A 17,168-nucleotide genomic window follows, 5' to 3' on the forward strand; every position below is an offset into this window, starting at 1 on the left:
ACGTGATGTTTTATGATGAGAATGAGAAAGAATCTCATTGACTACATAAATCGCCATGCAGTCTACTACGACACATCTGTACAGATAAGAAGGGTGAGTGCTATGAAAAAAATCATCGCTGCGGCAATTATTTGCGGCATTGCATTAGTAGCTATGACAGCACGTAATTTTACGAGTGATTTCTCAACAGGATTAATCCTCGGACTCGTTGTTGTTACAATATTGGTTGGCTCATCAGCAATCGTTGCAGTTAAAGAGCGTAGAAGACAAGTATGGCATTGAAAACAACGATTCGAATGTAGCCGGCAGCCGAATTCTGCCGGTTTTGCTTTTGTTGAAGTGAAAATCGCATTCAGTTAGATAGGGGACAAAATATGAATATTCACGTAACGTATGGAGATGTATTGGAACTAAAAGCAATTAAAGAAAGTTTAGCAACAGAGAACTTAGTACTCATGGAATTAGGAAATGAAGCGGTCCTTATTCAAGAAAATGAAGGATCCGCGGGCTTTGCAGAAGCAGATTCTTATACAGTTCTCGACTCCTCAGGAGAAATTATTACTGGAAATTATGCTGTTTTCAATAATATTCCAGTAACTTCAGATGGACGAGAAATCTTCGAATCGCGATTCATGAATCGTGCTAGAAAAATCGAAGACACAGAAGGATTTGGAGCTATCCGTGTACTTCGTCCATTAGAAAGCGATACTTATGTAATCTTAACGCTGTGGCAAGATGAAGAAGCGTTTAAAGCATGGCAAGCTTCCGAGAACTATGCAACAGCCCATAAAAAGCGTGGGACAGATGAAGGTATCGATAAAAAGCCTAATATCTTCTCACGACCGTCATTTGTAACAACTTATAAAAAAGTTGATTGACTTAATAAGCAAAGTCGATTTCTCATCCAATGAGAGGTCGGCTTTTTTTACTGAATAATCTTGATAGGTTTAAAAACAACTTGTAAGTGAAAGAGAACAGTAGAGAAGGAAGGAGGGGTTTGGATGAAGACGAAATTTGCAATAGCTCCATCATTGGCTCTTTTGCTTGCTTTGGGAGCGTGTGGAGCAGATGATGATGATGAAAACAAATCGTCAACGCCTGCAGAAGACATTGACAAAAACAATGAAAATAAGGATTCTGCTACTGAAGTGGAACCAAGAGCATTTACGGTACTAGTTGATTTGAAAGATGCTGAAGGGAAAACGTTGGGAACTGCAGAACTCGAAGAAGTAGAAGATGGAGTTAATGTGCATATTAAGGCAGAAGGGCTTGAACCGGGGAAGCATGGATTTCATTTTCATGAAACAGGGAGTTGTGTAGTACCTGATTTCGAATCCGCGGGTGGGCATTTCAATCCTGATAATAAAGAGCACGGACTTGAAATGGAGAATGGGCCACATGCAGGAGATATGCCTAATTTAGAAGTAGGTGAAGATGGAGAGATTGATGATAAGTTTGTTGCAAAACATATCTCACTTAGTGAAAATGGGGAGAACTCATTATTGAATGATTCTGGAACAGCTTTAGTTATCCATGCTAGAAAAGATGATGGCATGACTCAACCCTCTGGTGATTCTGGTGATCGTATCGCTTGCGGGGTTATTAAATGAACGAAAAACTGGACATCCAATTATGGGATGTCCAGTAATTAAGGGTTACATAAGTGATGCAACAATCCCACGCTCATCGTCCAGTAGAAACTTAATACCTGTAGCGTAAGGATCTTGATGTAGTTGTTCTTCAATAAACATTCGAAGAGCTTGAGTCATATCAAATGTGTTCATAATAACAGTCATGCCGTTAACAAATGCTTCAGCATAGAAACCCTCAGTATCATCGTAGAACAGTTCAACTTCAACTTGTTCTGGTAAAGTCGATTTGTTTTTCGCTTGATACAGACAAATGGCGTTAATGATGTCCTGTTCTTCAATCATCAGTTCTGCCACCGGTGCATGTCATCTTTATCTTGTTTCTTTTTCTTGAAATACATGAAAGCCATGCGTATCAATCCAATTACTGCGATAATCGCAAATACATTGACAAGCAATCCTAAGATCGATCCGAGTATTCCCATATTGGCAAACAAGCTTCCAAATAGTAGTCCTGCTAATCCGCCTAACATAAGTCCTTTCATGATACCGCGTGATTTAGGCTTTGCTGTTTGAGTGTTATTTTTTTTAGTAAAAGAAGCATTATCCTTCTTTTTGTCAACCACAGGTTTGTTGAAATTATTTTGGTTAGGAGTAAAGCTTTTTTTACCTGATTTGTATCCTTTTGCTTCAGCCGACGGAGCATGATCATTGAATACAATTGTGCCGATCGGTGAAAGAATAAGTGTTAGTGCCAAAAAGGCTGCCGCAAGTTTTTTCATGAACTAGTAAAACCTCCGATGAAGTAGTGGATTGTTCTCAATCCTCTTCATCATTGTACAACAGTATCTTTCAAAGTTAAAATACTTCGTCTTGCATTACACTTGGGGAACAAACGTTTTGCAATCCGTTTCACTACTGGACTTCGCGTGATTGCCTTTTTTGCTGACAACATAGATTTCGTCGGCTTCACATTTATTTCCGTCAGCCCAAAACTTACAATTGTTCACTTCACATCTAATTCGCTGTCCCATTTTCAGCACCTCCTTTTATGTTAGGATGTGCAATTTATGCGCCTCTATGCAAAGTAAACAAATAATAATTAAGTGCCAAACTAAATACTTGAAGAATGTTTAAAAGAGGCGTATAGTGACTTGATGGTAATAGAAATAGGAGATTATGACATACGGATATTAAGTATATTACGATGAATTATTCAACGCATAATTTACCTGGTTTCGGAACAAAATACATTAAATTAAAAAAAGGGGATTTGCACATGACTACGCCGCTCAATCCTGAAGAAGCAACAAACGTTGCTACAGAAGGCACACAACTACATGCCGACCAAAAACAAGATATTCTAGATCAGTTGCTTAAACCAGAAGTTCAAGAATCATTAACAACTCTTGTTGAAAAGCTTCCACAATTAACAGAACTAGTTGACTTAATGACTAAATCATATGACGTTGCAAAAGCAGTAGCAACAGACGATGTATTAATAAATGATACAGTCGAATTCATGAAAGAAATCGCAGGACCAGTTAAGGATTCAGCTAAGAATATGGCAGCTACTGTCATTGAAGCAAAAGATCTTGCAGCTAAAAGTACAGAGACTATCGGCTTGTTTGGTCTTATGAAAATGATTAAAGATCCCGAAGCTCAACGTGTTTTCCGTTTCTTAACTGCTTACCTTGAAATTGCTGGACAACGTAACCATACAAAATAATTAAACTACTATCAGTAGAAGGGGATTAGACAATGACCAAACATATCGTTATTTTAGGAGCAGGCTACGGCGGTCTTTTAACAGCATTGAATGCTCGTAATTTCCTGTCAGAAAGTGATGCCACTATCACACTTGTTAACCAAACTCCTACTCACCAAATTATAACTGAACTTCACCGTTTAGCTGGAGGAACAACAAGCGAAGGTTCTGTTGCACTTCCACTTGAGAAATTACTTGCTGGTAAGAATGTCAATTTGAAAATCGCTACAGTTGAAAACTTTGACGTAAACACGAAAAAAGTGAACTTGGCTGGCGGAGAAACACTTTCTTATGACGCACTAGTTGTTGGACTTGGTAGCAAAACAGCTTACTTTGGAATTCCAGGACTTGAAGAAAATAGTATGGTTCTTAAATCCGCTAGTGAAGCAAACAAAATCTTTAAACACCTAGTAGATCGCATTAAAGCATATGCAACTTCACATGATGAAGCAGATGCAACGATCATGATTGGTGGCGGTGGTTTGTCAGGTGTTGAACTTGTCGGTGAAATCGTTGACAATATGCCTAAAATCGCTCGCGAGCACGGTGTAAACCCTGCTGATTTGAAGATTATGCTAGTTGAAGCAGGTCCGAAAATCCTTCCAGTTCTTCCGGAGCACTTGATCGAACGTGCTACAGAAAGCCTTACAAAACGTGGCGTTGAGTTCTTGGTAGGACTTCCTGTCACAAACGTAGAAGGTAACGAAATTTCATTGAAAGACGGTCGTGTCATCAAAGCGAACACGTTCGTTTGGACAGGTGGCGTTACTGGTAATCCACTCGTTGGAGAATCAGGTATTGAAGTAGATCGTGGCCGTGCAACAGTAAATGAGTTCCTTCAATCTAAATCTCATCCTGATGTATTTGTTGTTGGCGATAGCGCGGTTGCATTCCCAGTAGAAGAAGGTGCACGTCCATACGCACCAACTGCACAAAACGCTTGGCAGATGGGTGAACTTGTTGGTTATAACGTGTATGCAATGCTTGCAGGCAAGTCTATGGAAGCGTTCAATCCAGTTAACTCGGGTACACTTGCTAGCCTTGGTCGCAAAGATGCAGTCGCATCAATCGGTGCAAACAATACATCCCTTAAGGGAATGCCGGCATCATTGATGAAAGAAGCAAGTAACATTCGCTACTTGACTCACATCAAAGGATTATTCGGTCTCGCTTACTAAGTAAACATATAAGTCTATCCAGAATTCAGTGAAAACTGTCATCTGGATAGTCTTTTTTTATTGGAACATCGCGCTAGAAGTCTTTAAAAACTTGTAATTTTTTAAGTATTTACTAATAGTCAGAACGATTTGTTATTTGACAGGGGAATTCTGAATTCGCTATAGTTAACAGTGACGGAACTTTCGTCGGTGCACTTAAGGAGAGTAGCATGCACTTGAAAATAGGAAATCAATTAAAGCGCCAGCGCCTAGGAAATCGCACAGATTCTTGGCAGACGAGGTGGAGGTTCATCGAACATTCGGCGGATGCCTCCTGATCGTAGATACCCGGTCACAAGCAGTTCTTAAAACACAGAGGCAACTTTGTGATACAAAAGGAATGTTGCAGGTATCATATAAAATTATCAGGTACGTCCGAAAGCGGAACTGCCTGAACGACCTACACAGTTCTGCATTCGGATTACCTAATTCGGAGGAATAAATTATGTGCGGAATTGTAGGCTATAACGGAAAGAACCAAGCATCAAAAATTTTGTTGCAAGGACTCGAGAAGCTTGAATATAGAGGATATGACTCTGCAGGAATCGCATTCCAGACTTCTGAAGGCGTCACAATGTTTAAGGAAAAGGGTCGCATAGAAGATTTGCGAGGAGCCCTTCCGCAAGAAATCGATTCACAAGTAGGAATTGGACATACACGTTGGGCAACACATGGTGTACCTGACCAGAAAAACTCGCATCCACATAAAAGTACATCTGGACGATTTACACTTGTCCATAATGGGGTCATTGAGAATTATGAAAAACTGACTCGAGAATACTTACAAGATATCCAATTCGTCTCAGAAACGGATACGGAAGTAATTGTTCAGCTAATCGAACACTTTGCTAACGAAGGAATGACGACAGACGAAGCGTTCCGTAAAGCCTTGTCGTTGTTGCACGGGTCGTATGCAATTGCAATGTTAGATGAAAAAGATCCAGAAACAATATTTGTTTCGAAAAATCGTAGTCCATTACTAGTTGGCGTTAGCGATGAATGTAATGTGGTTGCATCAGATGCAATGGCGATGCTTCAAGTAACGGACCAGTTCATCGAGCTACATGACGGTGAAGTCGTGTTACTTGGTAAGGATGGCATTGTAATTGAAACATTGGCTGGGGATAAAATCGTGCGAGCCCCGTATACGGCAGAACTTGATATGAGTGATATTGAAAAAGGTACATATCCTCATTATATGTTAAAGGAAATCGATGAGCAGCCTGGAGTAATGCGTAAAATTATTGAAGCTTACAGCTCAGAAGAAGGTTTGTTGACTATTGATCCACAGATTATGCAAGCCTTCCAACATGCAGATCGTCTTTACATTATTGCTGCAGGTACAAGTTATCATGCGGGCTTAATCGGTAAAGAGTATTTTGAGAAATTAGCAGGATTGCCGGTAGAAGTTCATATTTCAAGTGAATTCGGTTATAATATGCCACTTCTTTCGAAAAAACCATTATTCTTGTTCATTACACAATCCGGTGAAACAGCAGATAGTCGACAAGTCCTTGTAAAAGTGAAAGCACTCGGTTATCCAACGATCACTATGACCAACGTGCCAGGATCTACACTGTCGAGAGAAGCAGACCATACGTTATTGTTGCATGCAGGACCGGAAATAGCAGTCGCTTCGACTAAAGCATATACCGCTCAACTTGCGGTTCTTGCGATTACAGCATACGCATTAGGGGAAGGCGTACATAAGCTGGATCTGAAAAAAGAACTTGCAATTGTTGCGAATGCCATTCAAACGTTAACGGATGCAAAAGAGGAGATTGAACAAATCTCTCAAGAGCTATTAACCGACAAACGTAATGCATTTTTCATTGGACGCAATCTTGACTACTATGTAAGCCTTGAAGGTGCTTTAAAACTGAAAGAGATCTCCTACATCCAAGCAGAGGGCTTTGCAGGGGGAGAATTGAAACATGGTACAATTGCATTGATTGAAGAGGGGACGCCTGTGATTGCACTTGCAACACAGCCAAGCGTGAGCCCTAACCTACGAGGTAATGTAAAAGAAGTTACAGCTCGTGGTGCTCATGCTTGCATCATCTCGATGGAAGGCGATAATGAGCCTGGGGATCAGCTTATATTACCACACGTCCATGAGTTATTGACGCCACTTGTTACAGTGATCCCGCTACAACTTCTTAGCTATTATGCATCCTTGCAACGTGGCTGCGACGTAGATAAGCCACGTAATTTAGCAAAAAGCGTTACAGTAGAGTAAGAAAATTACAATAAATTAAATTGCATATACAAACCTCTTTGGATAGAATTGTCTAAAGAGGCTTTTTTTTCTTTTAGTGGAATAAAAGCCTGTTTAGGTAATTCCATTTACGGAGTTTGTAATTTAGGTAATACATTAAACGGGCCATTTTGAAGGGTAAAGAAATAGCTAATTAGGCATCCTTTAGGTGTGATCACTAAATTAGGATAAATATTAGTCAATTACTTTGGAGGTATCAACAATGTATGAAACCACGCATTACTGTAATAACATTAGGTGTAGATGATTTGGAAAAATCTTTAGAATTCTATCGTGATGGTTTGGATCTTAAGACAGAAGGTATAGTTGGTAAGGAATTTGAGCATGGGGCAGTCACATTTTTCGACTTACAAGTGGGATTAAAACTTGCAATTTGGAATCGTAAGCATATAGACTTTGATGCAAAAGTTTCGCATAACGAATCAAGTCCTACTGAATTTACAATGGGTCACAATGTAGGAAGTAAAGAAGAGGTTAATAACGTCATGGAACAGGCAGAAAAGGCTGGTGCATTTATAACTAACCCAGCACACGAAACATTTTGGGGTGGATATTCTGGATACTTTCAAGATCCAGACGGACATCTTTGGGAAGTAGTCTGGAATCCACAGTTAGACATTAATGATTAATGCTAACTAAGAATTATTCCGCAGTAGGGGGCTTAGATCGTACAGCATTGTGCAAGAATCGGGGGCAGTAGCGGATGAAGCACTGTGCTTGAAACTGGCCATATTATCTTTTCAAAGGAGAAATGTATGAAAAATAAAATCATAGTACTCTCTTTGTTATTTCTCTTTGTACTGTTTCTTATATTCGGTTTTACTATCTACAATCCTGTTCTTGAAAGCACTACCCAAAATATTGAAGTGATTAGCAAAGAAAAAATACAGTTACAGATGAACAATTGATTGTACTTTCTAATGACGGGCAAATTCATATTGAAGATTTTGGTATATGGGCTTTAATACAAGCGTGCGTTAAAACCTGGAGGACATATAATTTTCGATACACGAAACCCAATAGCAAAAGTGTGGGAACAATGGGGTAAAGGTCTAACACCTGATATTGCAACGAATCTTACAACCGGGGAACCGCTTGGAATTTGGACGGAATACGAAGGATTTAAAGAAGGCATTTTTACTTTTACGAAACTGTTAAGAATGCACAAATAGGTGAGGTATTGATTCAAGAAAGAATCCAATTAAAATTTCTAACTTTAGAAGAAATTCAAGATTCACTACAACTAGTGGGATTTTCACAAATCCATACATATGAAGACTGGGAGTTCAAACAGGCAACTGAAAAAGCTAAATCTTTTATTTTTCACTGTGTGAAATAAAAGTATCGTTTGATCATTCGCTATTAATAGAGAAACGAAAGTATTGTCAAACTCGAATATTGTATTCAACATTAGGGCGCTGCCATGGAGTAAGCGTGTATTGAGAATTATGCTCGGACTTGCACTTCCTTTCTAAAAGCTTTATAGGTGATGGGTTTGAGTAGGATTCTCCCTGAATAATATAATCGTGAGTATGTAAGTTTATAGGAGAACAACAGTTGCTGTACGATTGAATTGAAAAGAAGTTTAGAAACAATAATGAAGTTGAAGAGATACGAAAAGACAGTTCCAAAAAACTGGAACTGCCATTTTAGTTAGTATATCAATATTTATACCGTGAATTTAATTTCTATAGTTATGAACAAATTCCTTGCACCCTGTTCAATAAGGTATCTAGTTTATGGCTGCATTTTACAACGCTTGGATGTGTAAGTCCCAAGTGTCCAGCTTTTTTATACATAACTATTCTTTTAACTTTAATTCTAAACAATAATAAGTTCCTTGTGGCAAACATATTCATTTCTACTCCCCCGTAAAATAGATTACGCTTCAAATCATGCAGCAATTTTCTGTAAGTATAGAAGCAACTTCTTCATCATATATAACGCTGAATGAAAACTATGTCGTATTTTGGGTAGTTTTTAAATTGTTATTAAGTTGTGACAGAATTATGTATAACGTTTGAATATTCAACAATTAAAGATAATTTAAATACATTTTTACTTCCTTTAATTAACTTAATAGCTACTTTATGGTTAGAACTATATGAATCAACTAATTTCACTCATGTAAACGCGTCGTAATATGAGCATTATAGATGCATACTTGTTACCGTCCATGAAAACAAAGTAATTCTATTAAATAAGAAGGCTGAATACGGCTGGAAAAAATTCATTTGCTCTGGCGATGGACCAATGTATTGTGGAATTAGTGGGAGGAGATTATTGTGAATAAACGAAAGGAAGCTACACCTAAATATTTAATAGTGATGTCTATTATTTTCAGCTTGTGTGTAATTATTCAAAGCGTTCAAGTTATTTACACTGACTACATGTTTGTGAAAATTGTAAACTTAATTGCTATAATCTTTATATCTTCAGCAATCGGGGCTTTTATTAGAGTTGTATTTATTTTAAAGAAGAAAATAACTATTAATTAATTAAACCAACAGGTGCAGTTATTGGAGAAGCACTATGCCTTAAACAATCAGTTTTGTAAAGTTGGATAAACAGGAAAGAAGTCGTGTTCGATGAAAATCGCAAAGATTACTCTGTTAATTGTTAGTATGGTATCGTTGGTGGTTTTTCTGTTAGTTAACCAAATGACTCCAAATCCAAGAACTACATTTGGAAACGGCAATCCAGCTTTGATGTTAGCTTTCATTCTAATTCCTCTATTCATCTTTATGGTAATACTATGGGTTCGGATATTTCACGTACATTCGTTTGGTAACACTGCTTTTATTATCAGCATATTTGTCATTCTCGTTCATTTAACTGGTGCTTTTTTGTATCAAAGAACTGAATTGATTGAATATCGTCATTTAATAACGGATGCTTTAACAAAAAAAGAAGGTATCGCAAATGCAGAATCTATTGAAAGCATTACTACAGGACTGAGTATTCATATGAATAATCAGTATTTCAATATGAATACATACCTAATGTATGTAACCTTTTCGATTTTGATTGCTATTGTGTTTAGTATTTGGGAGAAAAAAGAAAAAGCTGATTTCAAGTGATTTTTCTATTTGTTAGTATATGTCTTCCCCTTAATGCTATAAAACAGGACATAGTATCTGTATAGGCATTAGCGTTCAATTTAGTATTGTGCCATGTCCTGAAATATTCTTTTATAAAACGGGGAATATGAGATGCGAAAAACAGTAGAATGATTTTTCGAGAAGTGAATTAAACATCTCGTTTGGTAATTTACGTAATAGTTATAGAAATAACTTTGAATTTTTTTCTGACACTTTTCTGATACGTCATATCAATACTTCCTAACTTCCATACTTCAAAAAAAGAAGGGATTGAGTAGAATGATGATTTTAGCACCTTTTCTAGTGGCTGTTATATTGGGAAGTATTGTATTGTTAATCACTTGGGGCTTAATAAAAATGAATTATCCTCTACCTTTAAGAAATATACCAGGAATCTTAACAACAATAGCAGCAATTATTTTATTTTACATTGGCTTTGTAACGAATAGAGGATTTGAAGGTGTGGCATATGGACTTCTTGCTTTCTTTTTAATTTTTTTGCAATAGCTTCACTAGTAATGGAAAAAAAGTTGTTGTATCAAAATAGAAAACGACTTTTCCCTTAGCGCGCAATCGTGTACAATGAATAGCTTCAATGGGACTACTGTTTAATATAGTGAGGCTCATTAGAAGAAATGAGAGAAGTAAAGTTTGAAATTGACTTTGAATGGAGAACTCTGGATTTCCACTTGGGTTTTGGACAGAACTCAATATAATATAATTAGTTATTGTATTGCTAGTTACATTTATCCCAGCTATATTAAGGGACAAAATGGGTGCTGATAAAAAGCGATAGTTTACAACTACTTTCGAATCGATGGATAGTAAAACTTGGCTAAGTCAGTTGAACAAAATAAAAATAAGAGGAGAAGCCACTTGGAATAATAGGTGTCTCCTCTTATTTTGTTCCGCGTCTTCACAATACATCTACTTGTAAATCCTTTAACACCTCTGGAGTACTTGTATCTGAAAGTTCCTCAAACAGCGTTTCTACTACAAGACCGTGTTTCTAATTTAGAATAAATCCTCCTCCTCGCCTGAGGTGTAGCCAGATATAAGAGGCAAATCCGCTGACAGCCATTTGCGTGCGCCATAAGTCAAAAAAACGGGTTGGCAATCATTTAAAGAAACATCCCCTCACTTAAGAGTGTCATATTGTATAATGGATAGATCACGATGACGATTTAAAAAATGTTTATCTTAGGGGTTAATTATGAAATTTATAACGGGATTGCTTAAAAAGCCATGGTTTCTAGGGAGTCTAGTTGTTATTATTGTGACACTCATTATTTGGAATATCCCGATTGAGAAGAGGAAATATGGGCTCTCACAAAATAGTTTAGTAACGGATTATACTGGTCTATTACCAGAAAGGGTTGAAAGAGTAGTTATTGCGAAAAACCGAAATGAGTTACAACGGATTGTAAAAGAAGCAAATCAGAAAGGACAGAAAATCGCTGTTGCGGGATTGCAACATTCCCAAGGCGGCCATACCTATTACAAAAACGGAGTTGTTCTGGATATGCGCTCATTTAACCAGATACTTGAAATTGATGAACGAGGAAAAACCATTCGTGTAGAGGCAGGGGCAACATGGGAGGACGTTCAAGAAGCATTAATGCCGTATGGGTTAGCCGTAAAAGTAACTCAGTCCCAATCAATTTTCACGATAGGTGGATCTCTTTCTGTTAACGCACACGGGCGAGATATCCGTTTCGGTTCGATGGCAGAAACCGTTAAAGAAATGACACTTTTAACGCCTACTGGAGAAATAAAGAATGTAACCCGGGACGATCCAGATGAATGGATGAAGTATGTATTTGGGGGTTACGGATTATTTGGTGTTATTTTAGACGTGACACTGGAAGTAACGGAAAATGACATATATACCATCCACACGGAAAAGCTGAAAACAAGCGAGTACGAATCTTATTTTAATCAGTTAATGGATCGTAGAAATACTGCTATGCACTATGCTAGAGTGAGTGTTGCGCCTGGCTCCTTTTTGGACGAAATGTATGTAATTAACTACGATTACTCAGAAAAACAGGATGATAAAACACCTCTAAAACATGAACAAGGTGCTCGATTAACTAAATTGGTACTTAACTTGGGACGTCAGGGTGGGGCCTTAGAAGATCTATTTTGGGGTACCCAAAAACGATATATTGCTTCTATTGATGGGAATGAGATTACCAGAAATAATGTGATGCGTTCTGAATCATTGTTTATGGAATATACGAAACCCGGTCGAATCGAAGTGTTACAAGAGTTTTTTGTTCCAGTGGATGTTTATGAAGACTATATAAACGATTTAAAGCAAGTGATCCCAGCTAATGACAAAAAACATGATTTCAAAGTCCATAATATAACGGTCCGATATGCTGCTCATGACGACTTTACGACCTTAAATTATGCGAATAAGGATATGTTAGGTTTAGTTGTATTAATTCAGCATGGATTGAAAGAAGAGGAGATTGCCCAGGCAACATCATATATCCAAAGTTGGACTGACCTCACCTTACAACATGGAGGAACCTATTACCTTCCTTACTACCGTTATCAAACAAAAGAACAATTTAGAAGTTCTTACCCTGGTTGGGGAAAATTCAAAGAAGAAAAATCACGATTGGATCCCAATACCGTCTTCCAGAATATGTTTTACGAGTATTATCTAAAATGAAGGAGTAGCGCATGAATTTTAAAAGTGAGCGGTATTTACCGCTAGTTGTTACAGTAGGACAGGTTGTCATTTTTCCATATTATATAATTTGGTTGAAGCAGGTGTCGTTGACGTTCACCTTATTCGCCTGGTTCTTTGCCACATTTTCGTTTGCGGCAGCCTGGGGGTACCGTATTTATCAGTCAAGAAAGAAAAAAGATCAATCCTATATTTTCGCTATTTATATGGGCATGGGATGTGTCTACATATTAATAGGATTTATAAAGAATTTTCATGAAGGTCTTCCATATTTCGTTCTTCTGATGCAAGTCGTCTTGGGGATGTTACAAGGTTACTTTCGCGCATGGCATTCAGAACAGGAAACGTATCATTTACACGCAGTTCATCATTATTTGATTGTCGGTTGCATGATGATTGGGTTTAGCTTTGTAAAAGTAATTTCACCAGTTGTCTTTATAACTATTTTTGGTTTCTTACTGTGTATTTGCGGCCTATGGGAACTCTACATTAAGGGAAAGAGTAGCCAACTTAAAAAAGTTTAGTTCGTGTTGTAAGAAGTTCCTTGATTTTTACTGAAAATGCCGATAATCCCCAATATAGAGCTATTCGAGTAAACATATTTCCTTATAAAAAGAAGTCATTGGCTACACTAAATAGTTAGTAGAAACGTATTATGGAATTATCAGAATATATTTACAGTAAAGTTCTATCCACAGAACGTATTGCTAATGAGACTATTAGCTAAAGCAATTCACTGTATAGTAAGAAAGTGAAGTGATACCATGAATGATTTTGGTACTACTGCTGTACTATTGGCAGTTTTTGTGATAGTTCTTTTTTATGTAACGGAAAAGATCTTTCGGAGATTGTTGGGTGTAGATTCTAAAGTAGCGTTAGTCACTCGATCTGTTAATGATAATCACCGTAAGATTGACTGGCCGCTACGGGCTGTCTTTATTATTGTATTGCTATTTTTGGCAGTCATTTTTGCATCTGATAATTATACACCACTCCTATGGTTTTATACTTCACTAATTTATTTGCTTGTTTCTAATGTCACGCTCGAACTAATTCGAGCCTATATGCAAAAGAAATATAGTGAGCAAAAGAATGAATACAAGGTGACTTTGATACAATTAGTTCTATCCATAAGTCTAGTAATCATAATTATTACGACTAGATTTTTTGGCTTAATTGCCTAAATACATCAGAGTTCTATTCTAAGTTTTACTAAAGGGTCTCTTTGAATTGAAGAGCCTTTTTTTTGTTTAAGCTTCTATTTTTCATAGGTTAACTCGATCATTTTCATCAGAAATGTATTTATGATCGGTAACTAGAACAGTTGACTTCACAATATTATAGGATATGGCTACAATGGCAACAGATAAATCGATGTAAAATTGTTGGGATTTCTTTCTATCTAATAACACGATATGCTAAAATTGGATTAATTCATAATTCATAATTCACAATTCGCAATTCACAATTCTGAAGGAGGATTGCCGTTGAACCGAACTCTAACTAGAAGTCTACTTGCTTCATTAATTTGCTTAATTGGTATACCTTGCTTTTTTCTTGTAGTTTCATACTATACAGAGAATTTTAAATCTTTCTCGTTTAGCTTACTACCTGCACTTGTAGGTGGAGAGGACATAAATCTAAAGTTGAAACTCCTTTTTCAAATGAAAGTAGAGTTGCTCATCACTTTAAAATTAGAGAACGATGGAGATTGATATGAATTGTATCTATTTAAAGTTAAATTAGAAAAGAGGAATAGGGTATGAACAATCTTCACGTGGAATTAGAAAGGTTTAGAGTCATAGGAGGTAAAGAAGAAAGGGCGAAAGAATGGATGGACTTCTTGACAACTCATTTAGAGGATGTGAAACAAACGCTGCCGCCTGAAAAAATGTATGTTGAATCCATTTTCGAAGAAACGATTGAAGGCGTTATGTACTTGTACTGGGTCTCATACCAAGGCATGCGTTCCGATGAAGTAGTGTTTTCAGATGGTTTTATCGACAAGAAGCATATGGAATACTGGAATGAATGTATCGATTTTAACTATCCAGAAAGTTTATTGAAGACTAATGTTGTCATGATACAAGATAAGATTAGTGAGAAGATGCAATAAGTCAAAAGGTATTAAAGAGTTGCGTGATCAATACTAAAACTCATCACGTACTAGATGATGAGATAGTGTTGATGATTTTATAACAAACTAAAGGGAGTGAAATATATGGTGTTAGTACCAGTTGCAATAGGTCTTATTCTAGGGTTTTTGTTATTTTCATTTATCTATATTCTTACGAAGAGAAGTGAAAAACGTTATTTTGCATCGCTCATAACAGCACTTGTAGGGATTTTCACTATCGTTTCGAGTATTTTATTGATTGGCGGATTTGAAGGTATGGGGTTTGGAATCATAGGTATCGGTTTTGTTGTTATTGCGATTGTCGGGATATTTGTTTTCCTGTTCAAACCAGTAAATCCACAAAATGCTCAACCATTGAGTGCAAGCGACAAACGGAACCTAATTGTGATTCCAATCGTTTTTGTAATCGTGATTGTCTTCACGCTATTTATTAGCTAAAAGTGGAAATTTCATTGCCTTCTGCGTAATATGTCCCATTTTGAACTATGAGGTTGAGCTGGGAAAATGAAGAAATGAGATAGTGTTGTTCGTATCAGCGGGATTCTATTATTTGTACTGCTTTTGGTGGGTTCTGTTACTGCAGTCATCATGGTCTACAATTTGTCGAATCCAATCACAAATTCGTTAAATAGTGAACAATCTCATTTTGAATTTCGTAGGGGTACTATGCAAACAGCCTGGCTTGTGGGGATACTTAATGTATCCGCTTTGGTCACCATCATATGGAAAGATATTAAACCGTTCATGTAGCAATTGTTATCATGCTGACAGGTGCAGCCTACCTATTATTCTTCATGATATTCCCTGTAGGTTGGGTGATTCTACAAGGAATGCTCAGATTAGTGGCTTCGGTTGCGGTCGTTGAAATTTTAATTGTTTCGCGGTTGGTTTATATATCCGTAAAACATGCAAAGCAGAATTAGATGCACACATGAGATTAAGTGAAATATCTATAATAGAACTCAATTTAAAGGAAGGTTGATTCTAATTAACAAGTATTATATAAGCGGTTTAGTTGTGATAGGAACACTTCTAATAGTGAGTTTGTTTTTAGTCATTTCAACAAGTTATTTCAATTCCAAGGAAATCCAACTGCTTACATCTGGTTGTTATGAGAACGAGGGGAATGTGATTCTGGAAATTCATAATCCAGTAGTCAATAGCTATTCGTTTGAGTGTAAATGAACTCTAACGAGGAGGGTAAGAATATGCTTATTAGAGAAGTTCAATTGGCAGATGCCGAGTTGCTTCAACGACTTATCAGTGGCGTTGAAAGCAGTTCAGACTATATGCTATTTGAATCTGGGGAGAGAACGATATCAGTAGAGCAGCTGAAAGCGAGGATAAGCTCCATAGAAACAGATAGTCAGTCTGAGATTTTCATGGCTGAAATGGATAGTGAGTTATTGGGGTATCTGATGGCGATTGGCGGAAATTCCAGAAGAACGCTGCATACGGTCTATCTGGTTATTGGCATTTCCGCTAATAGTAGAGGAAAAGGAATCGGAACCCAATTGTTTAAATACCTTGAGAAATGGGCGTATGAACATAAAATTCATCGAATGGAATTAACTGTCGCAAAGCCGAATGATGCAGGTATTCGGCTTTATAAGAAAATGCAATTTGAAATTGAAGGAATTAAGAGGAATTCGCTTTATATCGATGGTGAGTATATCGATGAGTATTACATGTCTAAATTTTATGAAATGAGGAAGGTGGAGCAAGTTGGTTGTCATGATTGTGTTAGTTGGTTTATTTCTCGTCTTGGGAACTCTTTTCATCAAGGGAAAGGGCGCCTTCTTAATTGCAGGATACAATACGATGGCACCTGAAGAACAAGAAAAATACGATAGTATTCAATTGTGCAAATTCATGGGTAAGACGATGTATGCATTATCATTCAGTATGGTTTTTTTGGATTGAGTGATCTATTAGATAAACCATGGCTTATGTATGTTGGGCTGACGCTGTTATTAGGAATTGTACTTTTCATGATTGTCTATGTGAATACGGGAAAGCGATTTGAAAAAAAGTTTAAATAGAAACTCCTAATTGGAAGAAGGGTGAATACATGGATATCTCCGCAAAAAAGTTTAATGTGTGTGATGTAGGACACCGCTATTACAAAAAAAGTGACTGTCCCACGTGTCCGATTTGCGAAGAGGAACGAAAACCGGAAAGTGGTTTTCTTAAACAGCTATCTGCACCCGCGAGACGTGCATTACAGCATCAGGGGATTCATTGGTTGGAGATTCTGGCTACATATTCAGAAAAAAAACTGTTAGAGTTTCACGGATTAGGTCCTGCATCACTTCCCAAGCTGAGGGCATCGCTGAAAGAGCAGGGAATGACGTTGAAATTCTAGTGTCGTGACTAT

22 protein-coding genes are annotated in these 17,168 nt (G+C 37.2%); 17 read left to right on the top strand and 5 right to left on the bottom strand.

Translation table 11 applies throughout. The features are described 5' to 3' along the window. Positions 1-102: 102 nt before the first annotated feature. The 3 genes from ACRPI0_RS06275 to ACRPI0_RS06285 all read left to right on the top strand — a co-directional run bounded on the left by ACRPI0_RS06275 (position 103) and on the right by ACRPI0_RS06285 (position 1,610). Positions 103-282, top strand: coding sequence for a hypothetical protein (locus ACRPI0_RS06275; RefSeq protein WP_432355456.1), 180 nt, complete (start codon positions 103-105; stop codon positions 280-282). A 92-nt stretch (positions 283-374) separates the two neighbouring features. Continuing rightward, a complete protein-coding gene (locus ACRPI0_RS06280) occupies positions 375-878 on the top strand; it encodes an antibiotic biosynthesis monooxygenase family protein (RefSeq protein ID WP_432355457.1) in 504 nt (167 codons plus the stop codon). Positions 879-1,001: 123 nt separating this feature from the next. Beyond that, entirely contained in the window at positions 1,002-1,610 is a 609-nt protein-coding gene (locus tag ACRPI0_RS06285) for a superoxide dismutase family protein (RefSeq protein ID WP_432355458.1), read from the top strand. Positions 1,611-1,655: 45 nt separating this feature from the next. Here the strand turns inward: ACRPI0_RS06285 and ACRPI0_RS06290 are convergent, their stop codons facing one another. The 3 genes from ACRPI0_RS06290 to ACRPI0_RS06300 all read right to left on the bottom strand — a co-directional run bounded on the left by ACRPI0_RS06290 (position 1,656) and on the right by ACRPI0_RS06300 (position 2,623). After that, complete coding sequence (locus ACRPI0_RS06290; RefSeq protein WP_432355459.1) at positions 1,656-1,946, bottom strand: DUF2653 family protein; 291 nt, start codon at positions 1,944-1,946, stop codon at positions 1,656-1,658. Then, positions 1,934-2,371, bottom strand: coding sequence for a hypothetical protein (locus ACRPI0_RS06295; RefSeq protein WP_432355460.1), 438 nt, complete (start codon positions 2,369-2,371; stop codon positions 1,934-1,936). Before ACRPI0_RS06295 ends, ACRPI0_RS06290 begins: the two co-directional genes overlap by 13 nt. A gap of 96 nt (positions 2,372-2,467) precedes the next feature. Continuing rightward, complete coding sequence (locus ACRPI0_RS06300) at positions 2,468-2,623, bottom strand: DUF1540 domain-containing protein (protein WP_432355461.1); 156 nt, start codon at positions 2,621-2,623, stop codon at positions 2,468-2,470. Between the two features lie 245 nt (positions 2,624-2,868). On the opposite strand from ACRPI0_RS06300, the gene ACRPI0_RS06305 reads away from it, so the two are divergent. The 4 genes from ACRPI0_RS06305 to ACRPI0_RS06320 all read left to right on the top strand — a co-directional run bounded on the left by ACRPI0_RS06305 (position 2,869) and on the right by ACRPI0_RS06320 (position 7,481). Next, the gene (locus ACRPI0_RS06305; RefSeq protein WP_432355462.1) at positions 2,869-3,318 is read left to right on the top strand and encodes a DUF1641 domain-containing protein; all 450 of its coding nucleotides are present in this window, start codon (positions 2,869-2,871) and stop codon (positions 3,316-3,318) included. Positions 3,319-3,350: 32 nt separating this feature from the next. Next, on the top strand, positions 3,351-4,535 hold the full coding sequence (locus tag ACRPI0_RS06310) for an NAD(P)/FAD-dependent oxidoreductase (RefSeq protein ID WP_432355464.1): 1,185 nt from the start codon (positions 3,351-3,353) through the stop codon (positions 4,533-4,535). 484 nt (positions 4,536-5,019) lie between these two features. Further along, positions 5,020-6,813, top strand: a complete 1,794-nt coding sequence (gene glmS, locus ACRPI0_RS06315; RefSeq protein ID WP_432355465.1) for a glutamine--fructose-6-phosphate transaminase (isomerizing) — start codon at positions 5,020-5,022, stop codon at positions 6,811-6,813. A gap of 245 nt (positions 6,814-7,058) precedes the next feature. Next, entirely contained in the window at positions 7,059-7,481 is a 423-nt protein-coding gene (locus tag ACRPI0_RS06320) for a VOC family protein (protein WP_432355466.1), read from the top strand. A gap of 1,065 nt (positions 7,482-8,546) precedes the next feature. Here the strand turns inward: ACRPI0_RS06320 and ACRPI0_RS06325 are convergent. Both ACRPI0_RS06325 and ACRPI0_RS06330 read right to left on the bottom strand, forming a co-directional pair. After that, positions 8,547-8,711 (bottom strand): Spo0E family sporulation regulatory protein-aspartic acid phosphatase, encoded by a 165-nt coding sequence (locus tag ACRPI0_RS06325; RefSeq protein WP_432355467.1) that lies wholly within the window; start codon positions 8,709-8,711, stop codon positions 8,547-8,549. Positions 8,712-9,397: 686 nt separating this feature from the next. After that, positions 9,398-9,574: a hypothetical protein gene (locus ACRPI0_RS06330; RefSeq protein WP_432355468.1), complete on the bottom strand. Its 177-nt coding sequence runs from the start codon at positions 9,572-9,574 to the stop codon at positions 9,398-9,400. Between the two features lie 22 nt (positions 9,575-9,596). Here ACRPI0_RS06330 and ACRPI0_RS06335 point away from each other — a divergent pair, with 22 nt between their 5' ends. The 10 genes from ACRPI0_RS06335 (at position 9,597) to ACRPI0_RS06380 (ending at position 17,156) form a co-directional block, all read left to right on the top strand. Further along, entirely contained in the window at positions 9,597-9,932 is a 336-nt protein-coding gene (locus ACRPI0_RS06335; protein WP_432355469.1) for a hypothetical protein, read from the top strand. A 300-nt stretch (positions 9,933-10,232) separates the two neighbouring features. After that, the gene (locus ACRPI0_RS06340) at positions 10,233-10,460 is read left to right on the top strand and encodes a hypothetical protein (protein WP_432355470.1); all 228 of its coding nucleotides are present in this window, start codon (positions 10,233-10,235) and stop codon (positions 10,458-10,460) included. A 769-nt stretch (positions 10,461-11,229) separates the two neighbouring features. Continuing rightward, a complete protein-coding gene (locus ACRPI0_RS06345; protein ID WP_432355471.1) occupies positions 11,230-12,636 on the top strand; it encodes an FAD-binding protein in 1,407 nt (468 codons plus the stop codon). A gap of 11 nt (positions 12,637-12,647) precedes the next feature. Then, a complete protein-coding gene (locus ACRPI0_RS06350; protein ID WP_432355472.1) occupies positions 12,648-13,178 on the top strand; it encodes a hypothetical protein in 531 nt (176 codons plus the stop codon). A 240-nt stretch (positions 13,179-13,418) separates the two neighbouring features. Further along, positions 13,419-13,838, top strand: a complete 420-nt coding sequence (locus ACRPI0_RS06355) for a DUF4181 domain-containing protein (protein ID WP_432355473.1) — start codon at positions 13,419-13,421, stop codon at positions 13,836-13,838. Positions 13,839-14,416: 578 nt separating this feature from the next. Beyond that, positions 14,417-14,770, top strand: a complete 354-nt coding sequence (locus ACRPI0_RS06360; protein WP_432355474.1) for a DUF6176 family protein — start codon at positions 14,417-14,419, stop codon at positions 14,768-14,770. 105 nt (positions 14,771-14,875) lie between these two features. Continuing rightward, a complete protein-coding gene (locus tag ACRPI0_RS06365) occupies positions 14,876-15,229 on the top strand; it encodes a YesK family protein (protein ID WP_432355475.1) in 354 nt (117 codons plus the stop codon). Between the two features lie 770 nt (positions 15,230-15,999). After that, positions 16,000-16,623: a GNAT family N-acetyltransferase gene (locus ACRPI0_RS06370; protein ID WP_432355476.1), complete on the top strand. Its 624-nt coding sequence runs from the start codon at positions 16,000-16,002 to the stop codon at positions 16,621-16,623. Next, positions 16,556-16,714, top strand: coding sequence for a DUF3784 domain-containing protein (locus ACRPI0_RS06375; protein ID WP_432355477.1), 159 nt, complete (start codon positions 16,556-16,558; stop codon positions 16,712-16,714). The genes ACRPI0_RS06370 and ACRPI0_RS06375 overlap by 68 nt, the downstream gene beginning before the upstream one ends. Positions 16,715-16,862: 148 nt before the next feature. Beyond that, complete coding sequence (locus ACRPI0_RS06380; protein ID WP_432355478.1) at positions 16,863-17,156, top strand: RNA polymerase alpha subunit C-terminal domain-containing protein; 294 nt, start codon at positions 16,863-16,865, stop codon at positions 17,154-17,156. Positions 17,157-17,168: the final 12 nt, after the last annotated feature.

The sequence above is a fragment of the Sporosarcina sp. A2 genome (assembly GCF_050858885.1).
Taxonomy (GTDB): domain Bacteria; phylum Bacillota; class Bacilli; order Bacillales_A; family Planococcaceae; genus Sporosarcina.

What these genes read in the sequence shown, in the direction of transcription:
- ACRPI0_RS06275 (WP_432355456.1), top strand. Translation starts at nt 103, where the DNA reads ATGAAAAAAATCATCGCTGCGGCAATTATTTGCGGCATTGCATTAGTA.
- ACRPI0_RS06280 (WP_432355457.1), top strand. Translation starts at nt 375, where the DNA reads ATGAATATTCACGTAACGTATGGAGATGTATTGGAACTAAAAGCAATT.
- ACRPI0_RS06285 (WP_432355458.1), top strand. Translation starts at nt 1,002, where the DNA reads ATGAAGACGAAATTTGCAATAGCTCCATCATTGGCTCTTTTGCTTGCT.
- ACRPI0_RS06295 (WP_432355460.1), bottom strand. Translation starts at nt 2,371, where the DNA reads ATGAAAAAACTTGCGGCAGCCTTTTTGGCACTAACACTTATTCTTTCA.
- ACRPI0_RS06300 (WP_432355461.1), bottom strand. Translation starts at nt 2,623, where the DNA reads ATGGGACAGCGAATTAGATGTGAAGTGAACAATTGTAAGTTTTGGGCT.
- ACRPI0_RS06305 (WP_432355462.1), top strand. Translation starts at nt 2,869, where the DNA reads ATGACTACGCCGCTCAATCCTGAAGAAGCAACAAACGTTGCTACAGAA.
- ACRPI0_RS06310 (WP_432355464.1), top strand. Translation starts at nt 3,351, where the DNA reads ATGACCAAACATATCGTTATTTTAGGAGCAGGCTACGGCGGTCTTTTA.
- glmS (WP_432355465.1), top strand. Translation starts at nt 5,020, where the DNA reads ATGTGCGGAATTGTAGGCTATAACGGAAAGAACCAAGCATCAAAAATT.
- ACRPI0_RS06320 (WP_432355466.1), top strand. Translation starts at nt 7,059, where the DNA reads ATGAAACCACGCATTACTGTAATAACATTAGGTGTAGATGATTTGGAA.
- ACRPI0_RS06325 (WP_432355467.1), bottom strand. Translation starts at nt 8,711, where the DNA reads ATGAATATGTTTGCCACAAGGAACTTATTATTGTTTAGAATTAAAGTT.
- ACRPI0_RS06330 (WP_432355468.1), bottom strand. Translation starts at nt 9,574, where the DNA reads ATGAAAGCTAACATCAAAGCTGGATTGCCGTTTCCAAATGTAGTTCTT.
- ACRPI0_RS06335 (WP_432355469.1), top strand. Translation starts at nt 9,597, where the DNA reads ATGGTAATACTATGGGTTCGGATATTTCACGTACATTCGTTTGGTAAC.
- ACRPI0_RS06340 (WP_432355470.1), top strand. Translation starts at nt 10,233, where the DNA reads ATGATGATTTTAGCACCTTTTCTAGTGGCTGTTATATTGGGAAGTATT.
- ACRPI0_RS06350 (WP_432355472.1), top strand. Translation starts at nt 12,648, where the DNA reads ATGAATTTTAAAAGTGAGCGGTATTTACCGCTAGTTGTTACAGTAGGA.
- ACRPI0_RS06355 (WP_432355473.1), top strand. Translation starts at nt 13,419, where the DNA reads ATGAATGATTTTGGTACTACTGCTGTACTATTGGCAGTTTTTGTGATA.
- ACRPI0_RS06360 (WP_432355474.1), top strand. Translation starts at nt 14,417, where the DNA reads ATGAACAATCTTCACGTGGAATTAGAAAGGTTTAGAGTCATAGGAGGT.
- ACRPI0_RS06365 (WP_432355475.1), top strand. Translation starts at nt 14,876, where the DNA reads ATGGTGTTAGTACCAGTTGCAATAGGTCTTATTCTAGGGTTTTTGTTA.
- ACRPI0_RS06370 (WP_432355476.1), top strand. Translation starts at nt 16,000, where the DNA reads ATGCTTATTAGAGAAGTTCAATTGGCAGATGCCGAGTTGCTTCAACGA.
- ACRPI0_RS06380 (WP_432355478.1), top strand. Translation starts at nt 16,863, where the DNA reads ATGGATATCTCCGCAAAAAAGTTTAATGTGTGTGATGTAGGACACCGC.